The organism is Sodalis sp. RH22, from assembly GCF_047324165.1.
Classification (GTDB): Bacteria; Pseudomonadota; Gammaproteobacteria; order Enterobacterales; family Enterobacteriaceae; genus Acerihabitans.
Genome location: NZ_CP178731.1, coordinates 5,453,143 through 5,478,727 on the forward strand (window position 1 = coordinate 5,453,143; position 25,585 = coordinate 5,478,727).

At 59.8% G+C, this 25,585-nt stretch carries 24 protein-coding genes; 12 read left to right on the top strand and 12 right to left on the bottom strand.

The genetic code is table 11. From position 1 onward, the window contains the following. Positions 1-70: 70 nt before the first annotated feature. Together purN and purM are read right to left on the bottom strand one after the other, a co-directional pair. Entirely contained in the window at positions 71-709 is a 639-nt protein-coding gene (gene purN, locus ACL2XN_RS24830; protein ID WP_410014082.1) for a phosphoribosylglycinamide formyltransferase, read from the bottom strand. Then, positions 709-1,746 (bottom strand): phosphoribosylformylglycinamidine cyclo-ligase, encoded by a 1,038-nt coding sequence (purM, locus tag ACL2XN_RS24835; RefSeq protein ID WP_413727894.1) that lies wholly within the window; start codon positions 1,744-1,746, stop codon positions 709-711. The genes purN and purM overlap by 1 nt, the downstream gene beginning before the upstream one ends. A 235-nt stretch (positions 1,747-1,981) precedes the next feature. On the opposite strand from purM, the gene upp reads away from it, so the two are divergent. The 3 genes from upp to hda all read left to right on the top strand — a co-directional run bounded on the left by upp (position 1,982) and on the right by hda (position 4,785). Next, positions 1,982-2,608, top strand: coding sequence for a uracil phosphoribosyltransferase (upp, locus tag ACL2XN_RS24840; RefSeq protein ID WP_162368174.1), 627 nt, complete (start codon positions 1,982-1,984; stop codon positions 2,606-2,608). A 57-nt stretch (positions 2,609-2,665) separates the two neighbouring features. Then, positions 2,666-3,964, top strand: a complete 1,299-nt coding sequence (gene uraA / locus ACL2XN_RS24845) for a uracil permease (protein ID WP_410014084.1) — start codon at positions 2,666-2,668, stop codon at positions 3,962-3,964. Positions 3,965-4,071: 107 nt separating this feature from the next. Beyond that, a complete protein-coding gene (gene hda, locus ACL2XN_RS24850) occupies positions 4,072-4,785 on the top strand; it encodes a DnaA inactivator Hda (protein ID WP_410016754.1) in 714 nt (237 codons plus the stop codon). 49 nt (positions 4,786-4,834) lie between these two features. On the opposite strand, the gene ACL2XN_RS24855 is transcribed toward hda, so the two are convergent. From ACL2XN_RS24855 to ACL2XN_RS24865, 3 genes are all read right to left on the bottom strand, one after another. Continuing rightward, positions 4,835-6,307, bottom strand: a complete 1,473-nt coding sequence (locus ACL2XN_RS24855) for a M48 family metalloprotease (protein ID WP_413729679.1) — start codon at positions 6,305-6,307, stop codon at positions 4,835-4,837. Between the two features lie 105 nt (positions 6,308-6,412). Beyond that, on the bottom strand, positions 6,413-6,880 hold the full coding sequence (gene bcp / locus ACL2XN_RS24860; protein WP_410014086.1) for a thioredoxin-dependent thiol peroxidase: 468 nt from the start codon (positions 6,878-6,880) through the stop codon (positions 6,413-6,415). Further along, positions 6,880-7,470, bottom strand: coding sequence for a glycine cleavage system transcriptional repressor (locus tag ACL2XN_RS24865; protein WP_413723395.1), 591 nt, complete (start codon positions 7,468-7,470; stop codon positions 6,880-6,882). Before ACL2XN_RS24865 ends, bcp begins: the two co-directional genes overlap by 1 nt. 128 nt (positions 7,471-7,598) lie before the next feature. Between ACL2XN_RS24865 and dapA the strand changes: the two genes are divergently transcribed. The 6 genes from dapA to ACL2XN_RS24895 all read left to right on the top strand — a co-directional run bounded on the left by dapA (position 7,599) and on the right by ACL2XN_RS24895 (position 14,085). Beyond that, entirely contained in the window at positions 7,599-8,489 is an 891-nt protein-coding gene (gene dapA, locus ACL2XN_RS24870) for a 4-hydroxy-tetrahydrodipicolinate synthase (RefSeq protein WP_410014088.1), read from the top strand. A gap of 18 nt (positions 8,490-8,507) precedes the next feature. Then, the gene (gene bamC, locus ACL2XN_RS24875) at positions 8,508-9,557 is read left to right on the top strand and encodes an outer membrane protein assembly factor BamC (RefSeq protein WP_413729680.1); all 1,050 of its coding nucleotides are present in this window, start codon (positions 8,508-8,510) and stop codon (positions 9,555-9,557) included. A gap of 245 nt (positions 9,558-9,802) precedes the next feature. Continuing rightward, the gene (purC, locus tag ACL2XN_RS24880) at positions 9,803-10,516 is read left to right on the top strand and encodes a phosphoribosylaminoimidazolesuccinocarboxamide synthase (protein WP_410014090.1); all 714 of its coding nucleotides are present in this window, start codon (positions 9,803-9,805) and stop codon (positions 10,514-10,516) included. Positions 10,517-10,675: 159 nt separating this feature from the next. After that, positions 10,676-11,533 carry a neutral zinc metallopeptidase gene (locus tag ACL2XN_RS24885; protein WP_410014091.1) on the top strand — a complete coding sequence of 286 codons (858 nt, stop codon included), beginning with the start codon at positions 10,676-10,678 and terminating at the stop codon, positions 11,531-11,533. Between the two features lie 22 nt (positions 11,534-11,555). Next, a complete protein-coding gene (locus ACL2XN_RS24890) occupies positions 11,556-12,008 on the top strand; it encodes a DUF441 domain-containing protein (protein ID WP_331117787.1) in 453 nt (150 codons plus the stop codon). Between the two features lie 22 nt (positions 12,009-12,030). Beyond that, positions 12,031-14,085, top strand: a complete 2,055-nt coding sequence (locus tag ACL2XN_RS24895) for a tRNA(Met) cytidine acetyltransferase TmcA (RefSeq protein WP_413729681.1) — start codon at positions 12,031-12,033, stop codon at positions 14,083-14,085. Between the two features lie 55 nt (positions 14,086-14,140). Here ACL2XN_RS24895 and ACL2XN_RS24900 read toward each other — a convergent pair whose 3' ends face one another. The 4 genes from ACL2XN_RS24900 to ACL2XN_RS24915 are packed head-to-tail and all read right to left on the bottom strand — an operon-like array spanning position 14,141 to position 16,514. Then, on the bottom strand, positions 14,141-14,329 hold the full coding sequence (locus ACL2XN_RS24900) for a YpfN family protein (RefSeq protein WP_331117783.1): 189 nt from the start codon (positions 14,327-14,329) through the stop codon (positions 14,141-14,143). Positions 14,330-14,333: 4 nt separating this feature from the next. Then, entirely contained in the window at positions 14,334-15,008 is a 675-nt protein-coding gene (locus tag ACL2XN_RS24905; RefSeq protein ID WP_413727898.1) for a M15 family metallopeptidase, read from the bottom strand. Further along, positions 15,005-16,132, bottom strand: a complete 1,128-nt coding sequence (dapE, locus tag ACL2XN_RS24910; protein ID WP_413729682.1) for a succinyl-diaminopimelate desuccinylase — start codon at positions 16,130-16,132, stop codon at positions 15,005-15,007. The genes ACL2XN_RS24905 and dapE overlap by 4 nt, the downstream gene beginning before the upstream one ends. A 1-nt stretch (position 16,133) precedes the next feature. Beyond that, positions 16,134-16,514: an ArsC family reductase gene (locus ACL2XN_RS24915; protein WP_410014094.1), complete on the bottom strand. Its 381-nt coding sequence runs from the start codon at positions 16,512-16,514 to the stop codon at positions 16,134-16,136. Positions 16,515-17,273: 759 nt separating this feature from the next. Here ACL2XN_RS24915 and ypfM point away from each other — a divergent pair. Continuing rightward, a complete protein-coding gene (ypfM, locus tag ACL2XN_RS24920) occupies positions 17,274-17,333 on the top strand; it encodes a protein YpfM (protein WP_410016756.1) in 60 nt (19 codons plus the stop codon). Positions 17,334-17,450: 117 nt separating this feature from the next. On the opposite strand, the gene acrD is transcribed toward ypfM, so the two are convergent. Next, positions 17,451-20,627: a multidrug efflux RND transporter permease AcrD gene (acrD, locus tag ACL2XN_RS24925; RefSeq protein ID WP_413723391.1), complete on the bottom strand. Its 3,177-nt coding sequence runs from the start codon at positions 20,625-20,627 to the stop codon at positions 17,451-17,453. Between the two features lie 307 nt (positions 20,628-20,934). On the opposite strand from acrD, the gene nudK reads away from it, so the two are divergent. Together nudK and ACL2XN_RS24935 are read left to right on the top strand one after the other, a co-directional pair. After that, complete coding sequence (gene nudK, locus ACL2XN_RS24930) at positions 20,935-21,513, top strand: GDP-mannose pyrophosphatase NudK (protein WP_410014097.1); 579 nt, start codon at positions 20,935-20,937, stop codon at positions 21,511-21,513. A 218-nt stretch (positions 21,514-21,731) separates the two neighbouring features. Beyond that, positions 21,732-22,439, top strand: coding sequence for a phage antirepressor KilAC domain-containing protein (locus tag ACL2XN_RS24935; protein ID WP_413729683.1), 708 nt, complete (start codon positions 21,732-21,734; stop codon positions 22,437-22,439). Positions 22,440-22,609: 170 nt separating this feature from the next. On the opposite strand, the gene tkt is transcribed toward ACL2XN_RS24935, so the two are convergent. Further along, entirely contained in the window at positions 22,610-24,604 is a 1,995-nt protein-coding gene (gene tkt / locus ACL2XN_RS24940; protein ID WP_413723388.1) for a transketolase, read from the bottom strand. 15 nt (positions 24,605-24,619) lie between these two features. Then, on the bottom strand, positions 24,620-25,570 hold the full coding sequence (gene tal / locus ACL2XN_RS24945; RefSeq protein WP_410014100.1) for a transaldolase: 951 nt from the start codon (positions 25,568-25,570) through the stop codon (positions 24,620-24,622). Between the last annotated feature and the right edge of the window lie 15 nt (positions 25,571-25,585).

Sequence of the window (25,585 nt, forward strand, 5' to 3'; positions counted from 1 at the left end):
CGCCCAGTGAACGTCCTTACCGGCCGGGCGCCGTGGCTGCCGCCGGCGTTATGGCGCGGCGCGGCGGCGTTTATTCCGCCGCGTATCCCGCCGGCGGCAGGGGCGCGCCGTCCAGCCAGGCGGCGCCTTCCCGCAGCGTAAGCCGGCCATCCAGCAGCCAGCTTATCACCAGTGGGTAGATGTCATGCTCCTGGGTTTTAATCCGGGCGATCAGGTCGGCCTCGGTGTCGCCGGGGAAGACCGGCACTTTCGCCTGCAGGATGACCGGGCCGCCGTCCAGCTGTTCCGTCACGAAATGCACCGAGGTGCCGTGTTCGCGATCGCCGTTGGCCAACGCCTGGCGATGGGTATGCAGGCCCGGATACAAGGGAAGCAGGGAAGGGTGGATATTCAGCATCCGTCCCGCGTAATGGCTGACAAAGTCCGGCGACAGGATGCGCATATAACCGGCCAGGATCACCGCGTCCGGCTGATAGCGGTCGATGGCCTCGCATAGGGCGCGGTCGAAGGACGCGCGGTCGGGATAGTCGCCGGGCAGCAGCGCGCGGGCGGGCACATCGGCGCGGGCGGCGCGCCTGAGTCCTAACGCGTCGGCCCGGTTGCTGAAGACCGCCGCGACCCGTGCCGGCATTCTTTCCTGCCGGCAGGCGTCGATCACCGCCTGCAGATTGCTGCCCTCGCCCGAGATCAGCACCACCAGCTTTTTCATTAACGGATAATGACCCGTTCGCCGCCGGCCAGCGCCTGGATCTCGCCCAGCTTCCAGGCGGTCTCGCCCAGGCCGGCCAGCAACGACAGCGCCCGATCGGCGCTGTGCGCAGGCACCACGACAATCATGCCGACGCCGCAGTTAAAGGTGCGGTACATTTCATGGCGGCTGACGTTGCCGGCCTGCTGCAGCCAGCCGAATACCGCCGGCCATTGCCAACTGCCCTCGTCGATGACCGCCTGCGTGTCCGCCGGCAATACCCGGGGGATGTTTTCCCAAAAACCGCCGCCGGTGAGGTGGGCGATGGCGTGGATCTCGGTTTGCGCGATAAGCTCCAGCAGCGCCTTAACATAAATGCGCGTCGGCTCAAGCAGGTGATCGGCCAGGGGCTTGCCGTCCAGTTGGGTGGTGAGCGGGTCGGTTTGGCTGAACTCAAGGATCTTACGCACCAGGGAATACCCGTTGGAGTGCGGGCCGCTTGAGGCCAGGGCCAGCAGAGTATCACCGGCCTGTACCTTGCTGCCGTCGATGATTTCCGATTTTTCCACCACGCCGACGCAAAAACCCGCCACGTCATAATCCTCGCCATGATACATGCCGGGCATTTCCGCCGTTTCGCCGCCGACCAGGGCGCAGCCGGACTGTTTACAGCCTTCGGCAATGCCGGTAATCACCGCCGCCGCGGTATCCACATCCAGTTTGCCGGTGGCGAAATAGTCCAGGAAGAACAGCGGCTCGGCGCCCTGCACCACCAGATCGTTGACACACATCGCCACCAGATCGATGCCGATGGTATCGTGACGTTTTAAATCCATCGCCAGACGCAGCTTGGTGCCGACGCCGTCGGTGCCGGATACCAGGATGGGTTCGCGGTATTTCTGCGGCAGGGCGCATAGCGCGCCGAACCCACCCAGCCCGCCCATGACTTCCGGACGTTTTGTCTGTTTCACCACACCTTTGATGCGGTCTACCAAGGCGTTGCCGGCATCAATATCCACGCCTGCGTCTTTATAGCTGAGAGAGGTTTTATCGGTCACTGCAAGATCCCCACGGAGATGGTATGTTGGCTTGTATTCTGGCGCAGGCAATTCTAACAGCGTGGGCAATCGTTTGCGAGTGGTGATGTCAAACGCCCTCCCGGCTTTTGTTGTCCAGCCTTTATTTCGCTTAACGGTTGATCAGGATCAGCTATTTTCGTATGGCGCAGTAAATAAAAGGGGTTATAATCTCGCGATTTTTTTGCGCAATTAATGCTACTTGGGGAGAATAATGATGAAGATCGTTGAGGTAAAGCACCCGCTTGTGAAACATAAATTAGGTTTGATGCGTGAAAATGATATCAGCACCAAGCGTTTTCGTGAATTGGCCTCTGAAGTGGGAAGTTTACTGACCTACGTAGCAACCGCCGATCTGGAAACTGAAAAGGTCACCATCGAGGGATGGTGCGGTCCGGTGGAAATTGAACAAATCAAGGGTAAGAAAATTACCGTGGTGCCTATCCTGCGCGCGGGCCTGGGCATGATGGACGGCGTGCTGGAGAACGTGCCCAGCGCGCGTATCAGCGTGGTCGGCATGTATCGCGATGAAACCACCCTGGAGCCGGTGCCTTATTTCCAGAAGCTGGCCTCGAGCATCGACGAGCGCATGGCGCTGGTGGTCGACCCGATGCTGGCCACCGGCGGCTCGATGATCGCCACCATCGACCTACTGAAGAAGGCCGGCTGCAAGAGTATCAAGATATTGGTCCTGGTGGCGGCGCCCGAAGGTATCGCGGCGCTGGAAAAAGCCCATCCCGATGTCGAGCTGTATACCGCGGCCATCGACAAGGGGCTTAACGAGCACGGCTACATTATGCCGGGCCTCGGCGATGCGGGCGATAAACTCTTTGGCACCAAATAAAATCAAGCCGGCCGGCAGGCCGGCTTTTTTTTGCTTCTCACTTTAAGGAAACTCAACATGACCCGTCGCGCCATCGGTGTTGATGAACGCCCGCCGCTACTGCAAACCATCCCGCTCAGCTTTCAGCATCTGTTCGCCATGTTCGGCGCCACGGTGCTGGTGCCGATTTTATTTAAAATCAATCCGGCCACCGTCCTGCTGTTTAACGGTATCGGCACCTTGCTGTACCTGTTTATCTGCAAGGGCAAGATCCCGGCGTACCTGGGTTCCAGTTTTGCCTTTATATCGCCGGTGCTGTTGTTGCTGCCGCTGGGCTATGAAGCGGCGCTGGGCGGTTTTATCGCCTGCGGCGCGCTGTTTTGCGTGGTGGCGCTGATCGTCAAGGTCGCCGGTATCGGCTGGATTGACGTGGTGTTTCCGCCGGCCGCCATGGGCGCCATCGTCTCGGTAATCGGCCTGGAACTGGCCGGCGTCGCGGCCAATATGGCGGGGCTGCTGCCGACGGAAGGCGCGCCGGTGGCGAGTTCCACCATTATTATTTCCCTGGTGACCCTGGGTGTTACCGTGCTGGGATCGGTGCTGTTTCGCGGCTTCCTGGCCATTATCCCGATCCTGATCGGGGTGCTGGTGGGCTACGCGCTGGCCTGGGCGATGGGCGTGGTGGATTTATCCCCGGTCGCCGCCGCCCATTGGTTCGCGCTGCCGACCTTTTATACGCCGCGCTTTGAGTGGATCGGCATCCTGACCATCCTGCCGGCGGCGCTGGTGGTGATAGCCGAACACGTCGGCCACCTGGTGGTGACGGCCAATATCGTCAAAAAAGATCTGTTGCGCGATCCCGGCCTGCATCGCTCGCTGTTCGCCAACGGTTTTTCCACCATGCTGTCCGGATTTTTTGGATCGACGCCCAATACCACCTACGGCGAGAATATCGGCGTGATGGCCATTACCAAGGTCTACAGTACCTGGGTTATCGGCGGCGCGGCTATCCTCGCCATCCTGCTTTCCTGCGTCGGCAAGCTGGCGGCGGCCATCCAGGCGGTGCCGGTGCCGGTAATGGGCGGCGTTTCCCTGCTGCTCTACGGGGTGATTGCCGCCTCGGGCATCCGGGTGCTGATCGAATCGAAGGTGGATTATAATAAACCGCAAAATCTGATCCTGACCTCGGTTATCCTTATCATCGGCGTCAGCGGCGCCAAAATCCATCTGGGCGCCGCCGAACTGAAAGGCATGGCGCTGGCCACCGTGGTGGGCATCGGCCTGAGCCTGCTGTTCCGGGTCATTACCCTGGTGCGCGGCGAAGAAGTGATTATCGAGGCGACCGAACTCCCGGCTCCCGAATCCGCCGAAAAATAACCTCGCGCCCACGGGTGTACGGATAACCCGCGGCCGGTGCCCGGCGGTGAAGCAATACGCCGCCGCGGCCATTCTATGATAAACTAGATCGGTTCCCGCCCGTATGCATAGAGGTCTTTCTGAACACGCCGGCACAGCTTTCCTTACCGCTTTATCTCCCCGACGATGAAACTTTCGCCAGCTTTTATCCGGGCGAAAACAGGTCGTTGCTGGCGGCGCTGCACAGCATGCTGGCGCAGGAACACGGCAGCTACCTTTACTTTTGGTCACGCAAGGGGGGAGGCCGCAGCCATCTGATGCACGCCGCCTGCGCCGAACTTTCCCAACGGGGGGAGGCGGTGGGGTATGTGCCGCTGGATAAGCGCACCTGGTTTGTGCCGGAGGTGATGGACGGCATGGAGCAACTGGCGCTGGTCACCATCGACAACATCGAATGCATCGTCGGCGACGAACCCTGGGAAATGGCCATTTTCAACCTGTACAACCGCATCCAGGAAACGGGCCGCACCCGGCTTATCATCAGCGGCAACTGTCCGCCGCGCCAGCTGAACCTGAATTTGCCCGATCTGGCCTCGCGCCTGGACTGGGGGCAGATTTACCGCCTGCAGGCCCTCTCCGATGAGGAAAAAGGGGCCGCGCTGCAGCTGCGGGCCCGGCTGCGCGGTTTTGAGCTGCCGGAAGATGTCAGCCGTTTTTTGCTCAAACGGCTGGAGCGGGATATGCGCACGCTGTCGCATACGCTCGATCAGCTCGATCACGCCTCCATTCGCGCACAGCGCAAGCTGACCATTCCCTTCGTCAAAGATATCCTTAATCTGTAACGGCCGCGCGCCGGATAAGCAATGCACCGTGCCCGGCCCGGCGCAATGCTTATGACTTCTGGAAGGGTTTAAAGCGTTTTTGCATCTGGCGCAGCTGGTCGATGCGCGCGTCATAGCGCGCCTGCTGCAGGCTGCCGAGCTTAACCTGCGAGCTGGCGCTGCTTAACGCCCGTACCGCCTGATCCAGCTCGCCGTTCAGCGCCAGGCTTTCGGCGCGCGCCGCCAGTTCCTGATCGCGCAGTCCCTGGCCGGCGTTGGCCTGCGCCAGCAGGTCCCAGCCGTTGGTGTCGTCGGGATGATTAAAGGTGTAGCGGTTAAGCAAACGGCTGGCATCGGCAAAACGTTTCCCCTCCACATAGGCGTTCGCCAGGTTAAGCAGCAGCACCGGATTCGCGTTGTTGTCCTGGACCTTCACCAGCGCCTCCAGGCGGGTAATGGCCCGGGGAGCCTGCTGTTGCGCCAGATCGATATCGGTCATCAAATCCACGAACCAGACATTGGCCGGCTGTTTGGCCAGCAGGGGTTGCAGCGCCCTGCGGGCGTCGTCGTATTTTTTCGCCTGGTAGAACAGGATGGCCTGGCCGTACTCGGCGGCAAGCTGCTGGCGCGCGTTGCCTTTTTTCCAGGCGGCGATCAGATCGTCGTCCAGCACGATGCCGCCCGAGCCGTACATGCCGAGGATACGCGCCTTGGCCAGATAAAAATCCTGCGACGAATCGATGACCAGATGCTTCATCTGGTTCGCCCGGTTGCGGATGTCCGACAGGCGGCTCATCGGCAGGGGATGGGTGAGCAGCATTTCAGGCGGCGCGGTGGAGTAGCGCACCCGATCGGAAAGCTTTTGCAGAAAGTCCGGCATGGCCTGGGGATCAAACCCGGATCGTTGCAGCACCTGGATGCCGATACGATCCGCTTCCTGTTCGTTCGCCTGGGTGAAGCTGATCATGCCCTGCTGGGTGCCGGCGATGGTGCCGCTCAGGGCCGCCATGCCCATTTGCGGATTGGCCATGGTCAGTAATATCGACCCCAGGGCGCCGGCCCAGGTCAGGGGAGCGTTGCGCTTCTGGTCTTCCATCGCCCGCGCCAGATGGCGCTGGGTGACATGGGAAAGTTCATGGGCCAGCACCGAGGCCAGCTCGCTTTCATTGGCGGTATAGTAGAACAGGGCGGAATGCATCACCACATTGCCGCCGAAAAAGGCGAAGGCGTTCAGCTCATCGCTGTGGATCAGGAAAAAATGGAACGGCGTACGCACCGAATTGGCATGCGCCACCAGCACGCCGCCCAGATGATTGATGTAGGCGTTGAGGAGGGGATCGTTAATCAGCGGCGCGCCGCCCCGCATCTGGCGGACATAAAAATCCCCCATCTGCATTTCCTGGTCGATGCTGAGCGTGCTGCCGGCGGTGGTGCCCATATCCGGCAGCTGGTCCTGCAATTCGTCGGCCAGCACGGGCTGCCCGCCCGCGACCATGGCGGTCAACAGGCCGGCGACAAGACTTTTTTTCATCCATGTGTACATAAACTATCCAACCTTAACCTGGGTGATATCACTTGGACAGCCAGGGCCGGAAAGTGTTCTCACCGCTGGCGCGCCCGGTGTACGGGCACAGCGGACCCGGCGGGGCTACGCCTCCTGCAGATAAGCCAGCACGATGTCATGGTGGTTGCTGGTCTTGAAGTCGTCGAAGACTTTTTCAATCCTGCCGTCCAGTCCCACCAGGAAACTGATGCGATGGATGCCGTCGTAGGTTTTGCCCATAAACGATTTTTCGCCCCAGACGCCGAATTCCTCGGCCACCTGATGATCCGCATCGGACAATAAGGTGAAATTCAGCAGCTCTTTTTCGGCGAAGCGCGAGAGTTTCTCCGGTTTGTCGGTGCTGATGCCCAGCACTTCCACACCCGCTTTTTTCAGCTGGTCCATATTGTCGCGCAGTCCGCATGCCTGGACGGTACAACCGGGCGTCATGGCCTTGGGATAAAAGTAGACCAACACTTTTTGTCCCTGGAAGTCGGTCAGACTGACCTGTTCGCCGTCCTGATCGGGCAAACTAAATTTCGGTGCGGTATCTCCGGCTTTCAGTGGCATCATTAACATACTCCATCTTTCTCTTGATTCTGTGGATGATTCACAATGCTAATACTGCCTTGCGCATTCAGTTCTGTACAGAGCTGATGAAACCTATCTTCGATCTGTTCCACCGGCCAGCCGGAGGGACCGTGCGCGGTAATCTGGATATTCAGGCGCGGCGGCGCGTCGCCCCGCGCCGGCTGGGTCTTGGAGGCCAGCTCCGCGATATTCATGTGCTGGCTGTCGAACAGATCGGTAAAACGCTCGATTAAATGCGGCGAGTCCTGCACATCGACCTTGACCCAGACGGTATTCGGCGTCGCCTGCTGCTCGCCGGCGTTGGTGCGTTTCATGACAATCAGCAGGTCCAGCTCGGCGCCCTTGAGCGGCAGGGTGGATTCGATCAGGGTAATCGCATTCCAACTGCCCGACAACAGCATGATAAGCGTAAACTCTTCACCCAGCATGGCAAGACGGCTATCTTCAATATTGCATCCACAGCTGCTGACGTGACGGGTAATGGTATTGACGATACCGGGACGGTCGGTGCCAAGCGCAGTAATGACCAGATAGTGTTGTTGTGACTGTGGCAAAATGGTGCTTCCTGTCATGGCTGATGTGATTTACATGGTAACCCTAAAAAAAACCTGCTGCCAAGGGCTTACATGGCCGATGTTTGCTTGCTTTTGGATAGGTGACAAAAGTACCATGAATAACCTGTTTGTGGAGGGGATGGTCAATGTTTACGGGAAGCTTTATTGGCAGCATAGTTGCGCTGGTTACACCAATGGATGACAAGGGTGCCGTCGATTGGGTAAGTCTAAAAAAATTAATCGATTATCATGTGGCCAGCGGGACGTCGGCTATCGTCTCCGTCGGGACGACAGGGGAATCGGCGACGCTGAGCCATGACGAACACGGCGAAGTGGTGATGCGCACCCTGGAGTTAAGCGACGGGCGCATTCCGGTTATCGCCGGCACCGGCGCCAATTCCACCGCCGAGGCGGTCAGCCTGACACAGCGCTTTAACGATAGCGGCGTGGTCGGATGCCTGACGGTGACGCCTTATTACAATAAACCGACCCAGGAAGGGTTGTTCCAGCACTTCAAGGCGATTGCCGAACACACCGATCTGCCGCAAATCCTGTATAATGTGCCGGCGCGTACCGGGTGCGATATGCTGCCGCCGACCATCGGGCGTTTATCGAAAATCAAGAATATCGTGGCTGTTAAGGAAGCGACGGGGAACTTAAACCGCGTCAGCCAGATCCAAGAGCTGGTTGATGAGGACTTTATCCTGTTGAGCGGCGACGATTCCACGGGTCTGGACTTCATGCAACTGGGCGGCAAAGGCGTGATTTCCGTCACGGCCAATATCGCCGCGCGGGAAATGGCGGAGCTTTGCGCTCTGGCGCTGCAGGGCAATTTTGCCGAAGCGCGCCGCCTGAACCAACGCCTGATGCCGCTACATCAGAAATTATTTATTGAATCCAACCCAATTCCCGTTAAATGGGCCTGTAAAGCATTGGGATTAATGGCAACCGATACGTTACGTTTGCCGATGACGCCGCTGACCGAGAATGATAGCCGTGTTGTTGAGCAAGCTTTAACGGATGCCGGTTTGCTATAACTCTGTTAGGGAGAATTGATGGCTTATTTATTGCAAAAGTCGATGGTGGCAAAAGTGGTGGGCGCGTCGTTGTTCATGCTGCTTGCGGCCTGTTCCAGCGATCAACGTTACAAACGGCAGGTCAACGGCAACGAAGAATACCTGAAAGCGCCGGCGCTGCGCCCGCTCAACAGTCCATCAGGGATGATCCTGCCGGTGCAGACCGGGGATTACGAAGTGCCCGTCGCGAACGCCCGCGGGAACGTGGGCAAGGGACTGGATATTCGTCCTCCGGCGCAGCCTTTGGCTTTGCTTGATGGTTCCCGCTCGCAATATACGGGCGATACCGCGGTCATCCAGCTTGAAAACAGCGCGCAAACCCGCGACCTCTGGTCCAAGGTGGTCGCTGTGGTGCAAAGCAAAGGTTACACCATCGCCTCCCGCCAGGACGGCAGCCAGACGCTCAATACCGATTGGGTGCAGTGGACGCGGGCCGACGAGGACGTGCAATACCGCGGCCGTTACCAGGTCAGCCTGCGCACCGAGGGCTACCAAACCTCGCTGATGGTTAAATCCTTAGGGCTTGAGCAGCAGGGCAATCCGGTCAGCGCCCCGGCTATCGTACAGCGCTATACCGTCGCCATGCTGAACAGCGTGGCGCAGGGGATTGAACAGCTCGACAGCGACCAGGCAAGTAAAATCGCCTCGGGCCAGACGGCGGATCTGAGCGTTATCAGCGGCGCCGACGATTCCGGCCTGCCGTTGCTGGTGGTGCGTTCCCCTTATGCCGTGGTATGGCAACACCTGCCGGCGGCGCTTGAAAAAATCGGGATGAAGGTCAAGGATACCAGCCGTCCGCTGGGCACTATTTCCGTGACCTATGATGCGCCGGGCAGCGGCACCTGGGACGATCTGGGCGTCAAGGATCCGGATCTTCTTAACGGCGACTACAAGCTGCAGGTCGGCGATCTCGGCAACCGCAGCACCTTGCAGTTTACCGATCCGAAGGGCCATACCCTCGCCCAGGCGAAAAATGACGCGCTGGTGGCGGTGTTCCAGGCGGCGTTCAGTAAGACATCGAGTAAGTAATATCAGGGGCTAACGCCCCGCTGTATTTGCTGACCAGCCTTCGTAGGCGTTTGTACCGCCAGGATGGGCAAGGTGTATAAAGGTAAATAAAGGTGGCGCGCCAGGGATGGCGCGCCCGAGCCGGCATGGACGTATTGACGGCGGCTTGATGAACTTCTACCCGCGGGCAGCGGTTCGTTAGCAAACAGAGGGCCTACGCCCTTTTTTATTTTTAGTCTGCGTTATCTGCCACTGGAGTAAAAAAGATGCAAAAGTTAGCTGAGTTGTATCGCGGAAAGGCGAAAACGGTCTATACCACCGCCGATCCGGATTTGCTGATTCTGGAATTCCGCAACGATACGTCAGCGTTAGACGGTCAGCGCATTGAGCAGTTCGAGCGCAAAGGCATGGTTAACAATAAATTCAACTATTTTATCATGACCAAACTCGCCGAGGCCGGGATCCCGACGCAAATCGTGCGTCTGCTTTCGGATACCGAAGTGCTGGTGAAAAAACTCGCCATGGTGCCGGTCGAGTGCGTCGTGCGCAACCGTGCGGCGGGCTCCCTGGTGAAACGCTTGGGGATAGAGGAAGGGCTGGTGCTCAATCCGCCGTTGTTCGATATGTTTTTGAAGAACGACGCCAAACACGACCCGATGATCAACGAGTCCTACTGCGAGACCTTCGGCTGGGCCAGCGCACCGCATCTGGCGCGCATGAAAGAACTGACCTACCGGGCCAATGACGTGCTGAGTAAAATATTTGACGATGCCGGCCTGATCCTGGTGGATTTCAAACTTGAGTTCGGCCTGTTTAATGGCGAGGTGGTGCTGGGGGATGAATTTTCGCCGGACGGCAGCCGCCTGTGGGACAAAGCCACCCTCAATAAGATGGATAAAGACCGTTTTCGCCAGAGCCTGGGCGGGGTTATCGAAGCCTACGAGGAAGTTGCCCACCGTATTGGCGTAACGCTGGACTAACGACGCAATCGTTTCCCTGCCGTCGTCGCGGCCTGCCGACCGAGGCGACAGGCATGCCGCGTCATGCCGTTTTTCCCGCGCGCGCCTGCGGACGGCGCCGTCCAAAACGGCATTTTGTGCTATCCTCCACGGTATAACTAAACAGCCGTAGGTAAGCGTATGCGTTGGCAAGGACGTCGCGAAAGCGATAATGTTGAAGACAGGCGTAATTCATCTTCCGGCGGCGGTGGCGGCATGCGCATCCCGCTGCGCGGCAAGACGGGCGTGGTGGTGCTGATCGTGGTGGTGGTGGCCGGTTATTACGGCATCGATTTGACGCCTTTGCTTACCGGCGGCGGCCAGTCCGTGCAGCAGTCGTCACCGCAGCGCGCCAGTCCCAATGACGACGAGGCGGCCAAATTTACCTCGGTGATGCTGGCCACCACCGAAGATACCTGGAAAGAGATTTTCCAGCGCACCGGCAACACCTATGCGCCGCCTAAGCTCGTCATGTACCGCGGCGCCACGCAAACCGGTTGCGGCACCGGCCAGTCGGTGATGGGGCCCTTTTATTGTCCCGCCGACAGCACGGTCTATATCGATCTGTCGTTTTATGATGAAATGAAAAATAAACTCGGGGCCGGCGGCGATTTTGCCCAAGGATATGTGATTGCCCATGAAGTGGGGCATCATGTCCAGCATCTGCTGGGCACCGAGCAAAAGGTCAGGCAAATGCAGCAGGGCGCCACGCAGCAACAGATCAACCAGCTTTCGGTAAAAATGGAGCTGCAGGCGGACTGCTATGCCGGCGTGTGGGGCAACGCCATGCAAAAACAGCAGATCCTCGAGACCGGCGATCTGCAGGAGGCGCTGAACGCGGCCACGGCGATCGGCGACGACCGCCTGCAGCAGCGCGGACAGGGCAGGGTGGTGCCGGACAGCTTTACCCACGGCACGTCGCAGCAGCGTTATACCTGGTTTAAACGCGGTTTTGACACCGGCGATATGAATCAATGCGATACCTTTGCCGGTCGCTAAAGGACTCAGCAGGGACTACACCATGACATTTCTGGATCCTACGCTGCTGATTTTGCTGGCGCTGGCGGCGCTGGGCATTATCAGCCACAACAACACCGTTACGGTGGCGATCCTGGTATTACTGATTATCCGCATTACCCCGCTGAGCCATTTTTTCCCCTGGGTGGAAAAACAGGGGCTGACGCTGGGCATCATTATCCTGACCATCGGCGTCATGGCGCCCATCGCCAGCGGCACCATTTCCGCCGGCAGCGTCATGCACTCCTTTCTGCATTGGAAATCACTGCTGGCAATCCTTATCGGCGTGGCGGTGTCCTGGCTGGGGGGGCGGGGCGTGTCCCTCATGGCCCACCAGCCTTCGGTGGTGGCCGGGTTGCTGGTGGGAACGGTGATGGGCGTGGCGCTGTTTCGCGGCGTGCCGGTCGGGCCGCTGATTGCCGCGGGCATACTGTCGCTGTTGATTGGCAAAACCTGACATGGACAGGGCGGCTCCCGGCGTGACGGACCCCTGGCGCGCGGCGACGGCCCGAATGCGGCGCGCCGGCGTGCGCCGTTTGCTGGTGGTAAGCGGCGACGCCGAATGGAGCCTCGCGCAGGCGCAGATGCTGCGCGGCCGGTTGCCCGGGGACTGGCCCTGGATTGGCGCGCCGCCGGAGGACTGGCCGCTTTGCTGCGCGCCCGCCGCATTCAGGACGCTGTTGGGGCGTGAATTCAGGCACGCGGTGTTTGACGCGCGCCACGGCCTGGCGGTCGACGCGCTGGCGGCGCTGGCCGGCACGCTGCGGGCCGGCAGTTGGCTGGTGCTGCTGGTGCCCGAATGGGCATCCTGGCCAACGCGTCCCGATATCGATTCCCTGCGCTGGAGCGAACGTCCCATACCCATTGCAACCCCCCATTTTGTGGCGCATTTCCGGCAAAGCCTGTTGGCCGACCCCGGCGTGGCGCTGCTGCGCCAGCACCAGCCGCAGGACGCTATTTTTACGCCGCAGCCGGCGCTCCCACGCTGGCGGCCGCCGGCACCGGGGCCTACCGATGAACAGCGGGCAGTATTGTCCCGGCTGCAGGCGGCTAAAACCGGTATTTTTGTCCTGACCGCGCCGCGCGGACGCGGCAAATCGACCCTGGCCGGGATGCTGGCGGCGCGCAGCGAAGGACACTGCTGGGCGACGGCGCCCGCCAAAGCCACGGCCGAGGTCCTGGAGCGGCATGCCGGTCACCGTGTCCGCTTTTTCGCGCCCGACGCCCTGCTGCTGCAGTGCCGCCATCATCCGGCGGCGGACTGGCTGCTGGTGGATGAAGCCGCCGCCATTCCCATGCCGCTGCTACGGGAACTGCTGGGTTATTTCCCCCGGGTATTATTGACCACCACCGTGCAGGGCTACGAAGGCACCGGACGGGGTTTTCTGCTTAAGTTCTGCGCAACGCTGCCGAGATGGCATCACCTTACCCTGGAACACCCCCTGCGCTGGGCCAAAGACGACCCGCTGGAGCGCTGGCTGGGCGCGGCGCTGCTGTTCGCCGAGCCGGCGGAGCGGGACGCCGCGCCCCCTGACGCCGCCCCGGCGCTGATCCGTCCCGCCCGGGAACACTGGTTGTCCCATCCCCGGGAATTACAGGCGTTCTACCAGTTGTTGGCCAGCGCCCATTACCGTACCACCCCGCTGGATTTACGCCGGTTAATGGATGCGCCGGGGCAGTATTTTATTGCCGCCCGGTCGGGCGATCGCTTAACCGGCGCGCTCTGGTCGGTGGCGGAGGGCGGTTTGCCGCCGGCGCTGGCCCATGAGGTCTGGGCGGGAAGACGGCGCCCGGCGGGCAGCCTGGTCGCCCAATCGCTGGCGGCGCACGGCGGCCTGTGGACGGCGCCCTGCCTGCGATCGCGCCGCATCAGCCGCATTGCGGTGACCGCGGCCGGGCGCCGCCGGGGGTGGGGACGGCAGCTGGTAGCGTGCATGGTGGCCGGGGCCGCGCCATTGGATTTTGTCTCGGTCAGCTTCGGGCTGACCGCCGAGCTGTGGCGGTTCTGGCAGGCGGTGGGATTTCATCTGGTGCACATCGGCACCCATCGGGAGGCCAGCAGCGGGTGCTACAGCGCCATGGCGCTCTATCCGCTCAGTTCCGCCGGTCATCGGCTGGCGGCGCAGGGCGCGGCGCTGTTAACGCGTGATGATGTTATCCACGCAGACGCCTTCCATGCCGCCGGCGCCGGCGGCGGACACGGTTGCGCACGGCCGGCCGCCGACGAGCTGGATGATGACGACTGGCGCAACCTGGCCGGGTTCGCGTTTGCCCGGCGAACGCCGGAGGCCTGCCGCATGTCGCTTAGCCGGTTGCTACGCCGGTCGGACTTGCCGCTGGCGGCGCTGCGGTTATGGCTGGAGCAACGGCTTGACGTCAACGCTATCGTGGAGCAAACGGGATTAAGCGGTAAAAAGGCGGTGATAACACGCTGGCGGGAGGAGACCGCGCGGGCGCTGGAAGATATCAGTAGCGACACTTGCCGCCGCTGGCGTGACTGGAGCGCGCCCGGCGGGCACCTTCAAGGGGCGTGACGCAGCAAGACCCGTCGCCTCTTCACGCGACGGAACCTGCCGTTATCCCAAACCGTTATGGTTTCTTTTTCGGCCAGTCGTCGTCGTCGTCCCATTTTGCGTTGTTGTCGCGGTGCGGCGGCAACTCGGGCTTGTCTTTCAGGTAGCGTTTCACATCTACGCGGCGCAACTCTTTAATGCCGCTTATCAGCATACCCGCCAGGATAATTAAAATAATCCACCAGTAGTCCGCCAGCCAATGCATATCCTTACTCCTTATCCACATTTCCAATATAACGGCGAAACAGGGCCGGCAATCGAGGCGTCAGCCAGGATGCGCCTGCCACATCGCGGTCTTTCCATGATGCCAGCAGTAATTGCGGCGTAAGCAGCCGCTCCGCCTCCTGCGCCAGGGGACGATAGCTCAGGTGCCAGGGTTCCGCGGCCACGCCGCCGCGGTCATGGGCGTAGGGGCGGTAAAAACCGTATCCGGCCATCCATTCGCCCAGCCAGTCGGCCAGCGGGGCAAGATAGCCGCCCGGCAGATACTCCCACGGTTCCAACTGCAGCGTCGCGCCGGCGGGCAATAAGTCCGGATCGTACACATCCAGATCGCTGCCCCAGTGATGGCGGCTGGCGCCCGGCAGCGCCGACCAGCGCAGGATGGCGTGGCAGCGCTCGGCCACCGTCAGGCTTTGACTGTCCAGCGGCCGGCTGTGGTTATCTAATAATGGCCGCTCGCCGCGAAACTTGCCATTCCAGATAGCCAATTGGCGGTCAAAATCACGAAAACTGCTGGCCGGCTGCAGATTGAAACCCGCCTGGCGCGCAGCCTGCCGCAGGTCTTGAAAGGCGGTGACCGCCTCGGGCTGCAGGCGATGGCGATCGCACAGCGGCGCCAGGTGCCGGTCGGTCTGGCCGGTCAACATGTCCGGCGTCATCATGGGATCAGTTGCTCCATGATGCGCTGATACATCCGGCTTAGCAATTGCAGGTCGGCGGCGCTGACGCATTCGTTCACTTTATGGATAGTGGCGTTCACCGGCCCCAGTTCCACCACCTGCGCGCCCATGCGGGCGATAAAACGCCCGTCCGAGGTGCCGCCGGTGGTTTCCAGGCGCGGCGTCAGGTCCTGGTAATGCCTGACCGCGTTGATGACCGCCGCCACCAGCTCTCCGGGCGGCGTGAGAAACGGCTGGCCCGATAACCACCAGTCGATATGGTAACGCAGCCCATGACGCTCCAGCAGGGCCTCCACCCGGGACCGGATCAGGGTATCGGTCAGTTCGGTGCTGAAACGAAAGTTGAACTGCACCAGCAATTCGCCCGGAATCACATTATTGCTGCCGGTACCGGCGTGGATATTAGCGATTTGCATGGTGGTGGGGGGGAAAAACGCATTGCCTTCGTCCCAGACGATCGTCACCAGCTCATTGAGCGCCGCCATGGCGCGGTGCACCGGATTATCCGCCAGATGCGGGTAAGCCACATGCCCCTGGGTGCCGAGCACGGTAAGCGTGGCGGTCAGCGAACCGCGCCGGCCGTTTTTCACGATATCGCCGACGCGCAGTTGGCTCGAGGGTTCACCCACCAGGCAATAATCCAGCCGCTCATCGCGCGCCATCAACGCTTCCACCACTTTTACCGTACCGTCGGCGCCGGTGGCCTCCTCATCCGAAGTGATAAGGAAGGCCAGCCGTCCCCGATGCTGTGGATGCTGGGCGACGAAACGCTCGGCGGCGACGATCATGGCGGCCAGCGAGCCTTTCATATCGGCGGCGCCGCGGCCGAAAAGCATGCCGTCGCGCAGGGCCGGCTCGAACGGCGGATTATCCCAGCCGAGAGCATCGCCCGCCGGCACCACGTCGGTATGGCCGGCAAACGCCAGGGTTCTGCCCTCGCCGCGCCAGGCCCAAAAATTGTGCGTGGCGCCAAAGTTCATCGGCTCGATGGTAAACCCGGCCGCCCGCAGGCGGTCAATCAGCAGCGCCTGGCAGCCGGCGTCGTCGGGGCTGAGGGACGGGCGTTTGATTAACTGCTGCGCCAGCTCCAGTACCGGACAAGACATGTCAGGCCTCCTTGTGGGTGATGAAGAGTTGGTAGCCTTCGGCGTCGAAACCCACCATAAGCCTGCCGTCAGGGGACTGCAGCACCGGCCGCTTGATGACGGCCGGCTGGCCGACCATCAGCGCCAGCGCCCCCGCGGCCCCTTCGGCCGCCTGCCGCTCGGCGTCGCTTAGCTTGCGCCAGGTGGTGCCGCGGGTATTAAGCAGAGCCTGCCAGCCCACGCCGTCCGCGAAACCCTGCACTAATCCGCGGTCGACGCCATCGACGCGATAGTCGTGGAACCGGTAAGCCACCTGCCGCTCGTCAAGCCAGCGGCGGGCCTTTTTTATCGTATCGCAGTTTTTGATACCGTAGAGCGTAAATGCAACATCCGGGTCTGCCATGGCAAAGCGTTACCTGTAAAAAAACATTGTTGCGCCAATAATGCGGGAAAATGGCCGGAGGATCCAGACGGCGGGGCAATCATTGCTTATCGTTATGGCCGACGGGCAATACTGTCTTTTTTACCGCGCTAAAAACCCTATTATTAACCCAAGTGATAACATAATGTGCCAATAATTTAACTTATGCATCGATTTATTATTTTACGCCCATGTATCGCTTTACCGGGGTTGCGTTTTTTCTGCCGGTCCATAGTGCTGTTTATTAAAAAGCAGCGCCAAGACAATGAAGGCAATAAAGGATTTCTTGCTGCGCTTATAAAGGGTTGCGTTCGACTCCCTGACACACGCTTTTAAGCATTCAGGGTGAATATGTTTTTTTATCATTACCTGGTTCATGGGCGCCAAACCATAAAAAGAACTTATGAAGAAAACGTAGGGCAAATGCCTGGTTTTGCCTGTTCAAATGCGGATATTGCGATGATGATTAAAGATTTGTTGTTTAAAATCAGCAATTAATTGCAATTTTTAGCAAATTGCAATCATTGCGGCTGAATTGTCACATTTTTGATCTAAACATTAACCATTGCGGGGAAAAAACCGGTCATTGCCGGAGAGTCGTGCATCAAAACAGGGCATTAGCCCCCTGAGGCTAATATATTATGTGATCTCTACGGGCAATTAAAATTAATACATCCGTAGCCCTCTTTTATTTTTTAAAGAGACTTTGTATAATCGCCGTACAAAAAAGAGAGGCAGGGTATGATTGATACAGAGTTAGTCACTTGGAAAGATTTCATCGAAGCAATGCTGCGCAAGTAGTGGCAAGCTGAAAAAAGGCGTTGTTCCTTTTTAACGCTAACCAGCTTGGAAATCATCGTACGAATAAACGGCCACCTCTCATCAAGGTGGCCTTTGTCGTTTTAGCGGATTATCGGTTTAAAGCCGGGTTGGGCCGTCGCCGGGCGTTACGTCCGCGTTATCCGGCAATAACTGGATATTGGCGTCCGGATGATCTTTGGTCGGGAAGCGCTGGCGGATCAGCACAAAAAACAGCGGGATAAAAAAGATCGCCAGTATCGTGGCCGAGATCATGCCGCCGATAACGCCGGTACCGACCGCGTGCTGGCTGGCGGACCCCGCTCCCCGGCTGATGGCCATCGGCAGCACCCCGAAGATAAACGCCAGCGAGGTCATCAGGATGGGCCTTAACCGCATGCGCGAGGCGTGCAGGGTGGCCTCGATCACTCCCTGGCCGCGCTGGTTCAGCTCATTGGCGAACTCTACGATCAGAATGGCGTTTTTCGCCGAGAGGCCGATAACCGTCAGCAGGCCGACCTGGAAATACACATCGTTTTCCAGCCCGCGCATCCAGGTTGCCAGCAGCGCGCCCACCACGCCCAGCGGCACCACCAGCATCACCGAAAAAGGTATCGACCAGCTTTCATACAGCGCCGCCAGGCTCAGGAATACCACCAGCAGCGAGATAGCGTACAGCGCCGGCGCCTGGGAACCCGAGAGCCGTTCCTGATACGACATCGCGGTCCATTCCAGCCCCATGCCGTTGGGTAGTCCCGCCACCAGCTTCTCCATCAGGTCCATCGCCGTGCCGTTGCTCACGCCGGCCGCGGCTTCGCCGACAATTTCCACCGACGGAACGCCGTTATAGCGTTCCAGCCGCGGCGAGCCGTATTCCCAATGTGAGGTGGCGAACGCGGAGAAGGGCACCATGGTGCCGCTGCCGTTACGCACATACCAGCGATACACGTCGTCGGGCAGCATGCGGTATTTGGCCGCCGCTTGCACATAGACCCGCTTGACGCGGCCGCGGTCGATAAAGTCGTTGACGTAGTTGGAACCCCAGGCGGTCTGCAGCGTATCGTTAATATCGTCAACGCTCACGCCCAGGGCCTGCGCCTTGCGCTGATCGATGTCGATCTGCAACTGCGGACTGTCGTCCAGCCCGTTATGCCGCACGCGCGACAGCTCAGGCGAAGCGGCCGCCTGCGACAGCAGCTGGTCGCGCGCCTTCATCAATGTGTCATGGCCCTGGCCCGCCTTGTCTTCCAGCATCAAATCGAAACCGGCGGCGTTGCCCAGGCCGGAGATGGCCGGCGGATTATTGGCCAGCACCCGCGCCTCGGAAATATGGCTGAACTCCTTGGTGGCGCGCGCGATAATGGCTGATGCGGTGCGATCGGCGCTCGCGCGGTCATCCCAGTTCTTCAGGCGGATAAACATCCTGGCGACATTTTGCCCGTTGCCGCCGGGACCGGCGCCGATGGTGGAGAATACCGACAGCACATTATCTTTTTCATGGGTCAGGAAGTAGTTTTCCACCTTGGCGACCACCTTCAGCGTTTGTTCCTGGGTCGCATTGGTGGGAAGCGTCACCTGTCCCATAAACACCCCCCGGTCTTCCTCGGGCAAGAACGACGTGGGCAGGTGCAAGAACAGAAACGCCATGCCGGCCAGCAGCAGGCCGTACAGCAGCAGCCAGCGCGCCGTGCGTTGCAAAATGCGCGTGACCCCCTGCTGGTAACGTTCCGCCCCCCGGTCAAATACACGGTTAAACCAGCCGAAAAAACCGCGCCGCGCGTGCTGATGATTTGCCGGCAGCGGTTTAAGCAGGGTGGCGCACAGCGCCGGGGTCAATATCATGGCCACCAGCACCGACAGCACCATCGCGGCGACGATGGTGACCGAAAACTGACGATAGATGGCGCCGGTGGTGCCGCCAAAAAACGCCATCGGCACAAACACCGCCGACAACACCAGGGCGATGCCCACCAGCGCGCCCTGGATCTGGCTCATGGATTTGCGCGTGGCGTCGCGCGGCGACAGGCCCTCGGTGCTCATCACCCGCTCGACGTTTTCCACCACCACGATGGCGTCGTCCACCAGCAGCCCTATCGCCAGCACCATGGCGAACATGGTCAGGGTATTGATGCTGAACCCGCTGGCAGAGAGCACCGCAAAGGTGCCGAGCAGCACCACCGGCACGGCGATGGTCGGGATCAGGGTGGCGCGGAAATTCTGCAGGAACAGGTACATGACCAGGAACACCAGCACAATGGCTTCCAGCAGGGTTTTCACCACGTCCTCGATGGAGGCGGTGACAAACGGCGCCGTTTCATAGGCGATTTCGGCCTTCAGGCCATGGGGGAAAAAGGGCGCCAGCTCCGCCAGCTTTTGTTTTACCAGCCGGTTGGTATCGAGCTCATTGGCCCCGGAGGCCAGCTTGATACCCATGCCCGCCGCGGCCATGCCGTTATAGCGGGTCAGGTAATCGTAGCTTTCCGAACCCAGCTCGATGGTCGCCACCTGGCCGAGCGTCACCGCCGAGCCGTCGCTGTTGACCCGCAGGGTAATGGCGCGAAACTGCTCCGGCGTCTGCAACTGCGACTGGGCGTTAATGGTGGCGTTAAGCGCCTGCCCGTTCACCGCCGGCGTGCCGCCCAGCTGGCCGACCGCCACCTGGCTGTTTTGCGCCTCGATGGCCGTGACCACGTCGGCGGTGGTTAACTGGTAATTGACCAGGGCATCAGGATTAAGCCAGATGCGCATCGAGTATTGCGACCCGTAGGCATCGATGCTGCCGACCCCGCTGACCCGGCTGAGCGGTTCTTGCAGGTTACTCACCATATAATCCGCGATATCGGATTTATCCATCGACCCGTCGGTGGACACAAAGGCCACCATCATCAGGTTGCTGTCGCCGGTCTTGGTGACGGTCACGCCCTGGGTCTGCACCGCCTGCGGCAATCGTTTCATCGCCACCTGCAGCTGGTTCTGCACTTCCTGCATCGCTTCGTTGGGGTCGGTCCCCGCCTCGAAAGTCAGGGTGGTGGTGGCCTGGCCGGTATTGCTGCTTTGCGAGGCCATATACAGCAAATTATCCAGGCCGGTCATGTTTTGTTCGATAATCTGGGTAACGGCATTCTCCACCGTTTTGGCGGAAGCGCCGGGATACTTGGAGGTAATACGCACCGTGGGCGGCGTTAATTTGGGATATTGCTCAATGGGCAGCGTAAATATAGCCATGGTGCCGGTCAAGGCAACGATAATTGCCAGTACCCAGGCGAAAATCGGGCGATCGATAAAAAAATTAGCCATTCAATAAAACCCCGGGGCGAGTGTCCTGTTATCGTACGGCGAAAGTGACGTTGCTCGCCGCCATGGTACTTTACGCGCCGGGACCGAAGAAAACGTGGAGAAAAAAAGGAGATCGTGTAAAGAAGTACTAGTGTCGTTGTATCCGAGGCGGACGCCGCCGTTTTCCACGCCGGTCGCGCGCGGCGCCAAGCCTGTTCCCACCTTATCCTTTAACGCGGTTTGCCCGGAATCGCTCTCGCTCCGGCGCCGGTTTGCGTTATGATCAAGATCACAGTTCCAGGTCTTTAGTCGGATTATAGAGGGCGTCATGGCGTTTATGATCAAAATTATCGAAAATAAGTTGTTATCGGACCATTGGTTTGTATTGCGGAGATTTGTTTTCGAACTGCAAAGAAAAGACGGCACGCCGGTACGCCAGATGCGCGAAGTCTACGACCGCGGCAACGGCGCCGTCATCCTGCTGTATAACCGCGCCAAAAACAGCGTGGTGCTGATACGCCAGTTCCGTATGCCTACCTACGTTAACGGCAACGCCACCGGCATGCTGCTGGAAGCCTGCGCGGGCCTGCTGGACGATGACTCGCCGGAGGCGTGCATCCGGCGCGAAGCCATTGAGGAAACCGGCTATGCGGTGGGAACGGTGGAGAAACTCTTTTCGGCCTATATGTCGCCGGGCGGCGTTACGGAAATCCTGCATTTTTTTGCCGCCGAATATGACGATGCGCAGCGCGACAACAGCGGCGGCGGTATTGATGATGAGGATATCGAAGTGCTGGAGCTGCCGTACCCTGAGGCCATGGCGATGGTGCAGGACGGCCGCATCCAGGACGGCAAGACCATTATGCTGTTGCAGCAGGCGCACATCCGGGGCTGGCTGAAGGCATAACGCCCAGGCGGCGGACGGCTGGGTAATCTGCGGCTGTAACGACTCGCGTTAATAAAGTACTGGATAAATACACAGCTATGCTGTATATTTATTACACTACCGACAGGGAGCCTGTCTCCCGGCAAAGGCTCCGGTCCGGTGGTGAACCATAATGGGCTCTGTTCGGCGATATGCCCGCACTGCCTGTTTGCCGTACTGATAAAGACGTGGGGAAAGCTATGATGATATCCGCAGCGGGTTTTGAAACCCTTCATCAAACGGTCTCGATGAGCAGCCGTGAACTGGCCGGTCTGACCGGCATCTCCCACGGTGAAGTGAAACGCCTGATCAACAGCCTGGACGCCTCCCGGCGCCTAAGCCAGCCTGTGCGCGCGACGGATTATCAACGCCCGGACGGAACCTCCCAGGAATATCAGCTGAACAAGCGCGACTCGCTTACGGTCATTGCGCGGCTGTCGCCGGGCTACACCCCGGCGGTGCTCGATCGCTGGCATGAACGGGAAATGCAGCACGACCTGCCGGACTTTACCAACCCGGCGGTGGCGGCGCGCGCCTGGGCCCAGGAATATGAACGCCGCCAGGCGCTGGAAAACCGCCTTGCCGCTATCGCGCCCAAAGCGGATTTTTTCGATCGCTACGTGGTGGTCGACGGCGCCCTGGGGTTTCGCCAGGTCTGCAAATTACTGAAAGCCAAAGAAGCGGATTTCCGCCAGTTCCTGCTGGAACGCCAAATCATGTACCGCCTTTCCGGCGTGCTCACGCCGCACCAGCAGCACCTGGAGGCGGGGCGCTTTGAACTGTACCGTGGCACCGGCGAAAACCGCCACGCCTTTTCCCAGACCCGCTTCACGGCCAAAGGCGTAAAATGGGTCGCCGGCTTATGGGCGGCGCATATCGCCCAGGCGCAAAAAGGCGCCGCGGCCTGAGTACCGTTTCCGCCGCTTCCCGGCATAAAAAAACCAGCAGGCAAATGCCTGCTGGTTTCAGAAGCAGGGTAGTCACGGAGAATGAAATCCGCAGGTAAACCTGTTCAAGGCAGAGCGTGCCGATGGGGTCGACTCGGGCGTGGTGTTGCCGCCCGACCGAGCGCCCAAGACTACTTTAACAAGCCGCGCGCTTTTTCCAGCACATTCTCGACCGTAAAACCGAACACCTTAAACAGTTCCTCGGCCGGAGCCGATTCACCAAAGGTGGTCATGCCGACAATGGCGCCGTTCAGGCCGACATATTTATACCAATAATCGGCAATGCCGGCTTCAATCGCCAGGCGCGCCTGCACCCCATGGGGCAGCACCGCTTCACGGTACGCCTCATCCTGCTTATCAAACACGTCGGTGGACGGCAGCGACACCACCCGCACCTTACGGCCCTCGCCGCTCAGTTTCTCCCACGCCGCCACCGCCAGCGACACTTCCGAGCCGGTGGCGATAATAATAAGCTCAGGCGTACCCTCGCTGTCTTTCAGGACGTAACCGCCGCGGGCGATATCGGCCAATTGCTGCGCGCTGCGATCCTGCTGCGCCAGGTTCTGGCGCGAGAGGATAAGCGCGGTAGGTCCGTCATGACGCTCAAGCGCCTGCTGCCAGGCCACGGCGGTTTCCACCTGGTCGCACGGCCGCCAGTTGCTCATGTTCGGCGTCAGCCGCAGGCTCGCCAACTGCTCCACCGGCTGATGGGTCGGTCCGTCCTCGCCCAGGCCGATGGAATCATGGGTATACACCATGATCTGCCGCGCCTTCATCAGCGCCGCCATACGCACCGCGTTGCGGGCATATTCCACGAACATCAGGAAAGTGGCGGTATAAGGCACAAACCCGCCGTGATGCGCGATACCGTTGCCGATAGCGGTCATGCCGAACTCGCGCACGCCGTAATGAATATAGTTGCCCGCGGCGTCATCGGCGATGGACACCGATTTCGACCAAAGGGTCAGGTTGCTCGGCGCCAGGTCGGCGGAGCCGCCCAACAGTTCCGGCAGCAGCGGGCCAAAAGCCTCCAGGGCGTTTTGCGAGGCTTTACGGCTGGCGATACTGGCCGGGTTGGCCTGCAGTTTTTCGATATACGCCTTGCTCTGCGCCTGCCAGTCGGCGGGCAAATGGCCCTGGGTGCGGCGCTTGAATTCCGCCGCCAGCTCCGGGAAGGCTTTTTCATAGGCGGCGAATTTTTCGTTCCAGGCGGACTCTTTGGCCGCGCCGGCCTGTTTGGCGTCCCACCCGTCATACACCTCTTGCGGGATGACAAACGGCGGCTCGTTCCAGCCGATGGCCTTACGCGTGGCGGCGACTTCGTCGGCGCCCAGCGGCGCGCCGTGCGCCCCATGAGTGCCGGCTTTATTCGGCGAGCCGAAGGCGATTACCGTCTTGCACATCAGCAGCGACGGCTTATCGGTCACCGCGCGCGCTTCTTCAATCGCCGCTTTCACCGCATCGCTGTCGTGACCGTCAACACCGCGCACCACGTGCCAGCCGTAGGCTTCAAACCGCTTGGCGGTATCGTCGTTAAACCAGCCCTCCACATGCCCGTCGATGGATATGCCGTTATCGTCGTAGAACGCCACCAGCTTGCCGAGCTTCATGGTGCCGGCCAGGGAGGAGACCTCGTGGGAAATGCCTTCCATCATGCAGCCGTCGCCTAAAAAGACATAGGTATGATGATCGACGATCTCATGGCCCGGACGGTTAAACTGCGCCGCCAGGGTGCGTTCGGCGATGGCGATGCCCACCGCGTTGGCGATGCCCTGGCCCAATGGGCCGGTGGTGGTTTCCACGCCGTCGGTATAACCGTATTCAGGGTGGCCCGGTGTTTTGGAATGCAGCTGGCGGAAGTTTTTCAACTCTTCGATGGGAAGGTTGTAGCCGGTCAGGTGCAGCAGGCTGTAGAGCAGCATCGAACCGTGGCCGTTGGAAAGGATAAACCGATCGCGATCCATCCATTTCGGATTGGACGGATTATGGTTCAGATAATCGCGCCACAACACTTCGGCGATATCCGCCATGCCCATCGGGGCGCCGGGATGGCCGGAGTTGGCTTTTTGAACCGCATCCATGCTTAAGGCGCGGATGGCATTGGCAAGCACTTTACGAGAGGTCATTGAATGCTCCAAAGATTACAGTTTGGCCGCCAGGAGGTCTTCCAGGCTCTGTTGGTCCACCGCAAACTGACGAATGCCTTCAGCCAGTTTATCAACGGCCATCGGATCCTGGTTGTGTTCCCAACGGAATTCGGGTTCGGACAACGGGGCGGGCTGGTGAAAACCTTCAGTGGAAGGAGAGAGCTTGCGCTCTACCGGTTCTTCGCTGTTATGCAACTCTTCCAGCAAGGCCGGGGAAATGGTCAGGCGATCGCAGCCGGCTAACGCCAGGATCTGTTCCGTCTTGCGGAAGCTGGCGCCCATGATCACCGTCTGGTAGCGATGTTCTTTATAATAATCATAGATAGCGCGCACCGACTTAACGCCCGGATCCTGTTCCACATCGTACGGTTCCATCGGTTTACGCTGGTTATACCAGTCATAGATGCGCCCAACGAACGGCGAAATCAGGTATACGCCGGCTTCGGCGCAGGCACGGGCCTGGGCGAACGAAAACAGCAGGGTCAGGTTACAGTTGATGCCTTCCCGTTCCAATTCCTCCGCCGCCTTGATGCCTTCCCAGGTGGAGGCCAGCTTGATCAGGATACGGGATTTATCAATGCCCTGATCCTGGTAAAGGCCGACCAGTTTGCGCGCCTTGGCCACGCACATACCGCGATCGAACGACAGGCGGGCATCCACTTCGGTGGAGACGCGGCCCGGGACGCTTTTCAGTATTTCGACGCCAATATTCACCGCCAGTTTATCGCTGGCATTGATGATCTGCGTTTCCCGGGTGCCGCCCTGCTTGCGGGCATAGGCCAGCGCGTCTTCAAACAGCGGCTGGTAGGCGGTCAGGCTGGCGGCCTTGAGGATCAGCGATGGATTAGTGGTGGCATCCTGCGGGGTATAATGACGAATCGATTCGATGTCGCCGCTGTCGGCCACGACGGTAGTGAATTGCTTTAGCGCTTCTAACTGATTCATTTCTCAACTCCATGA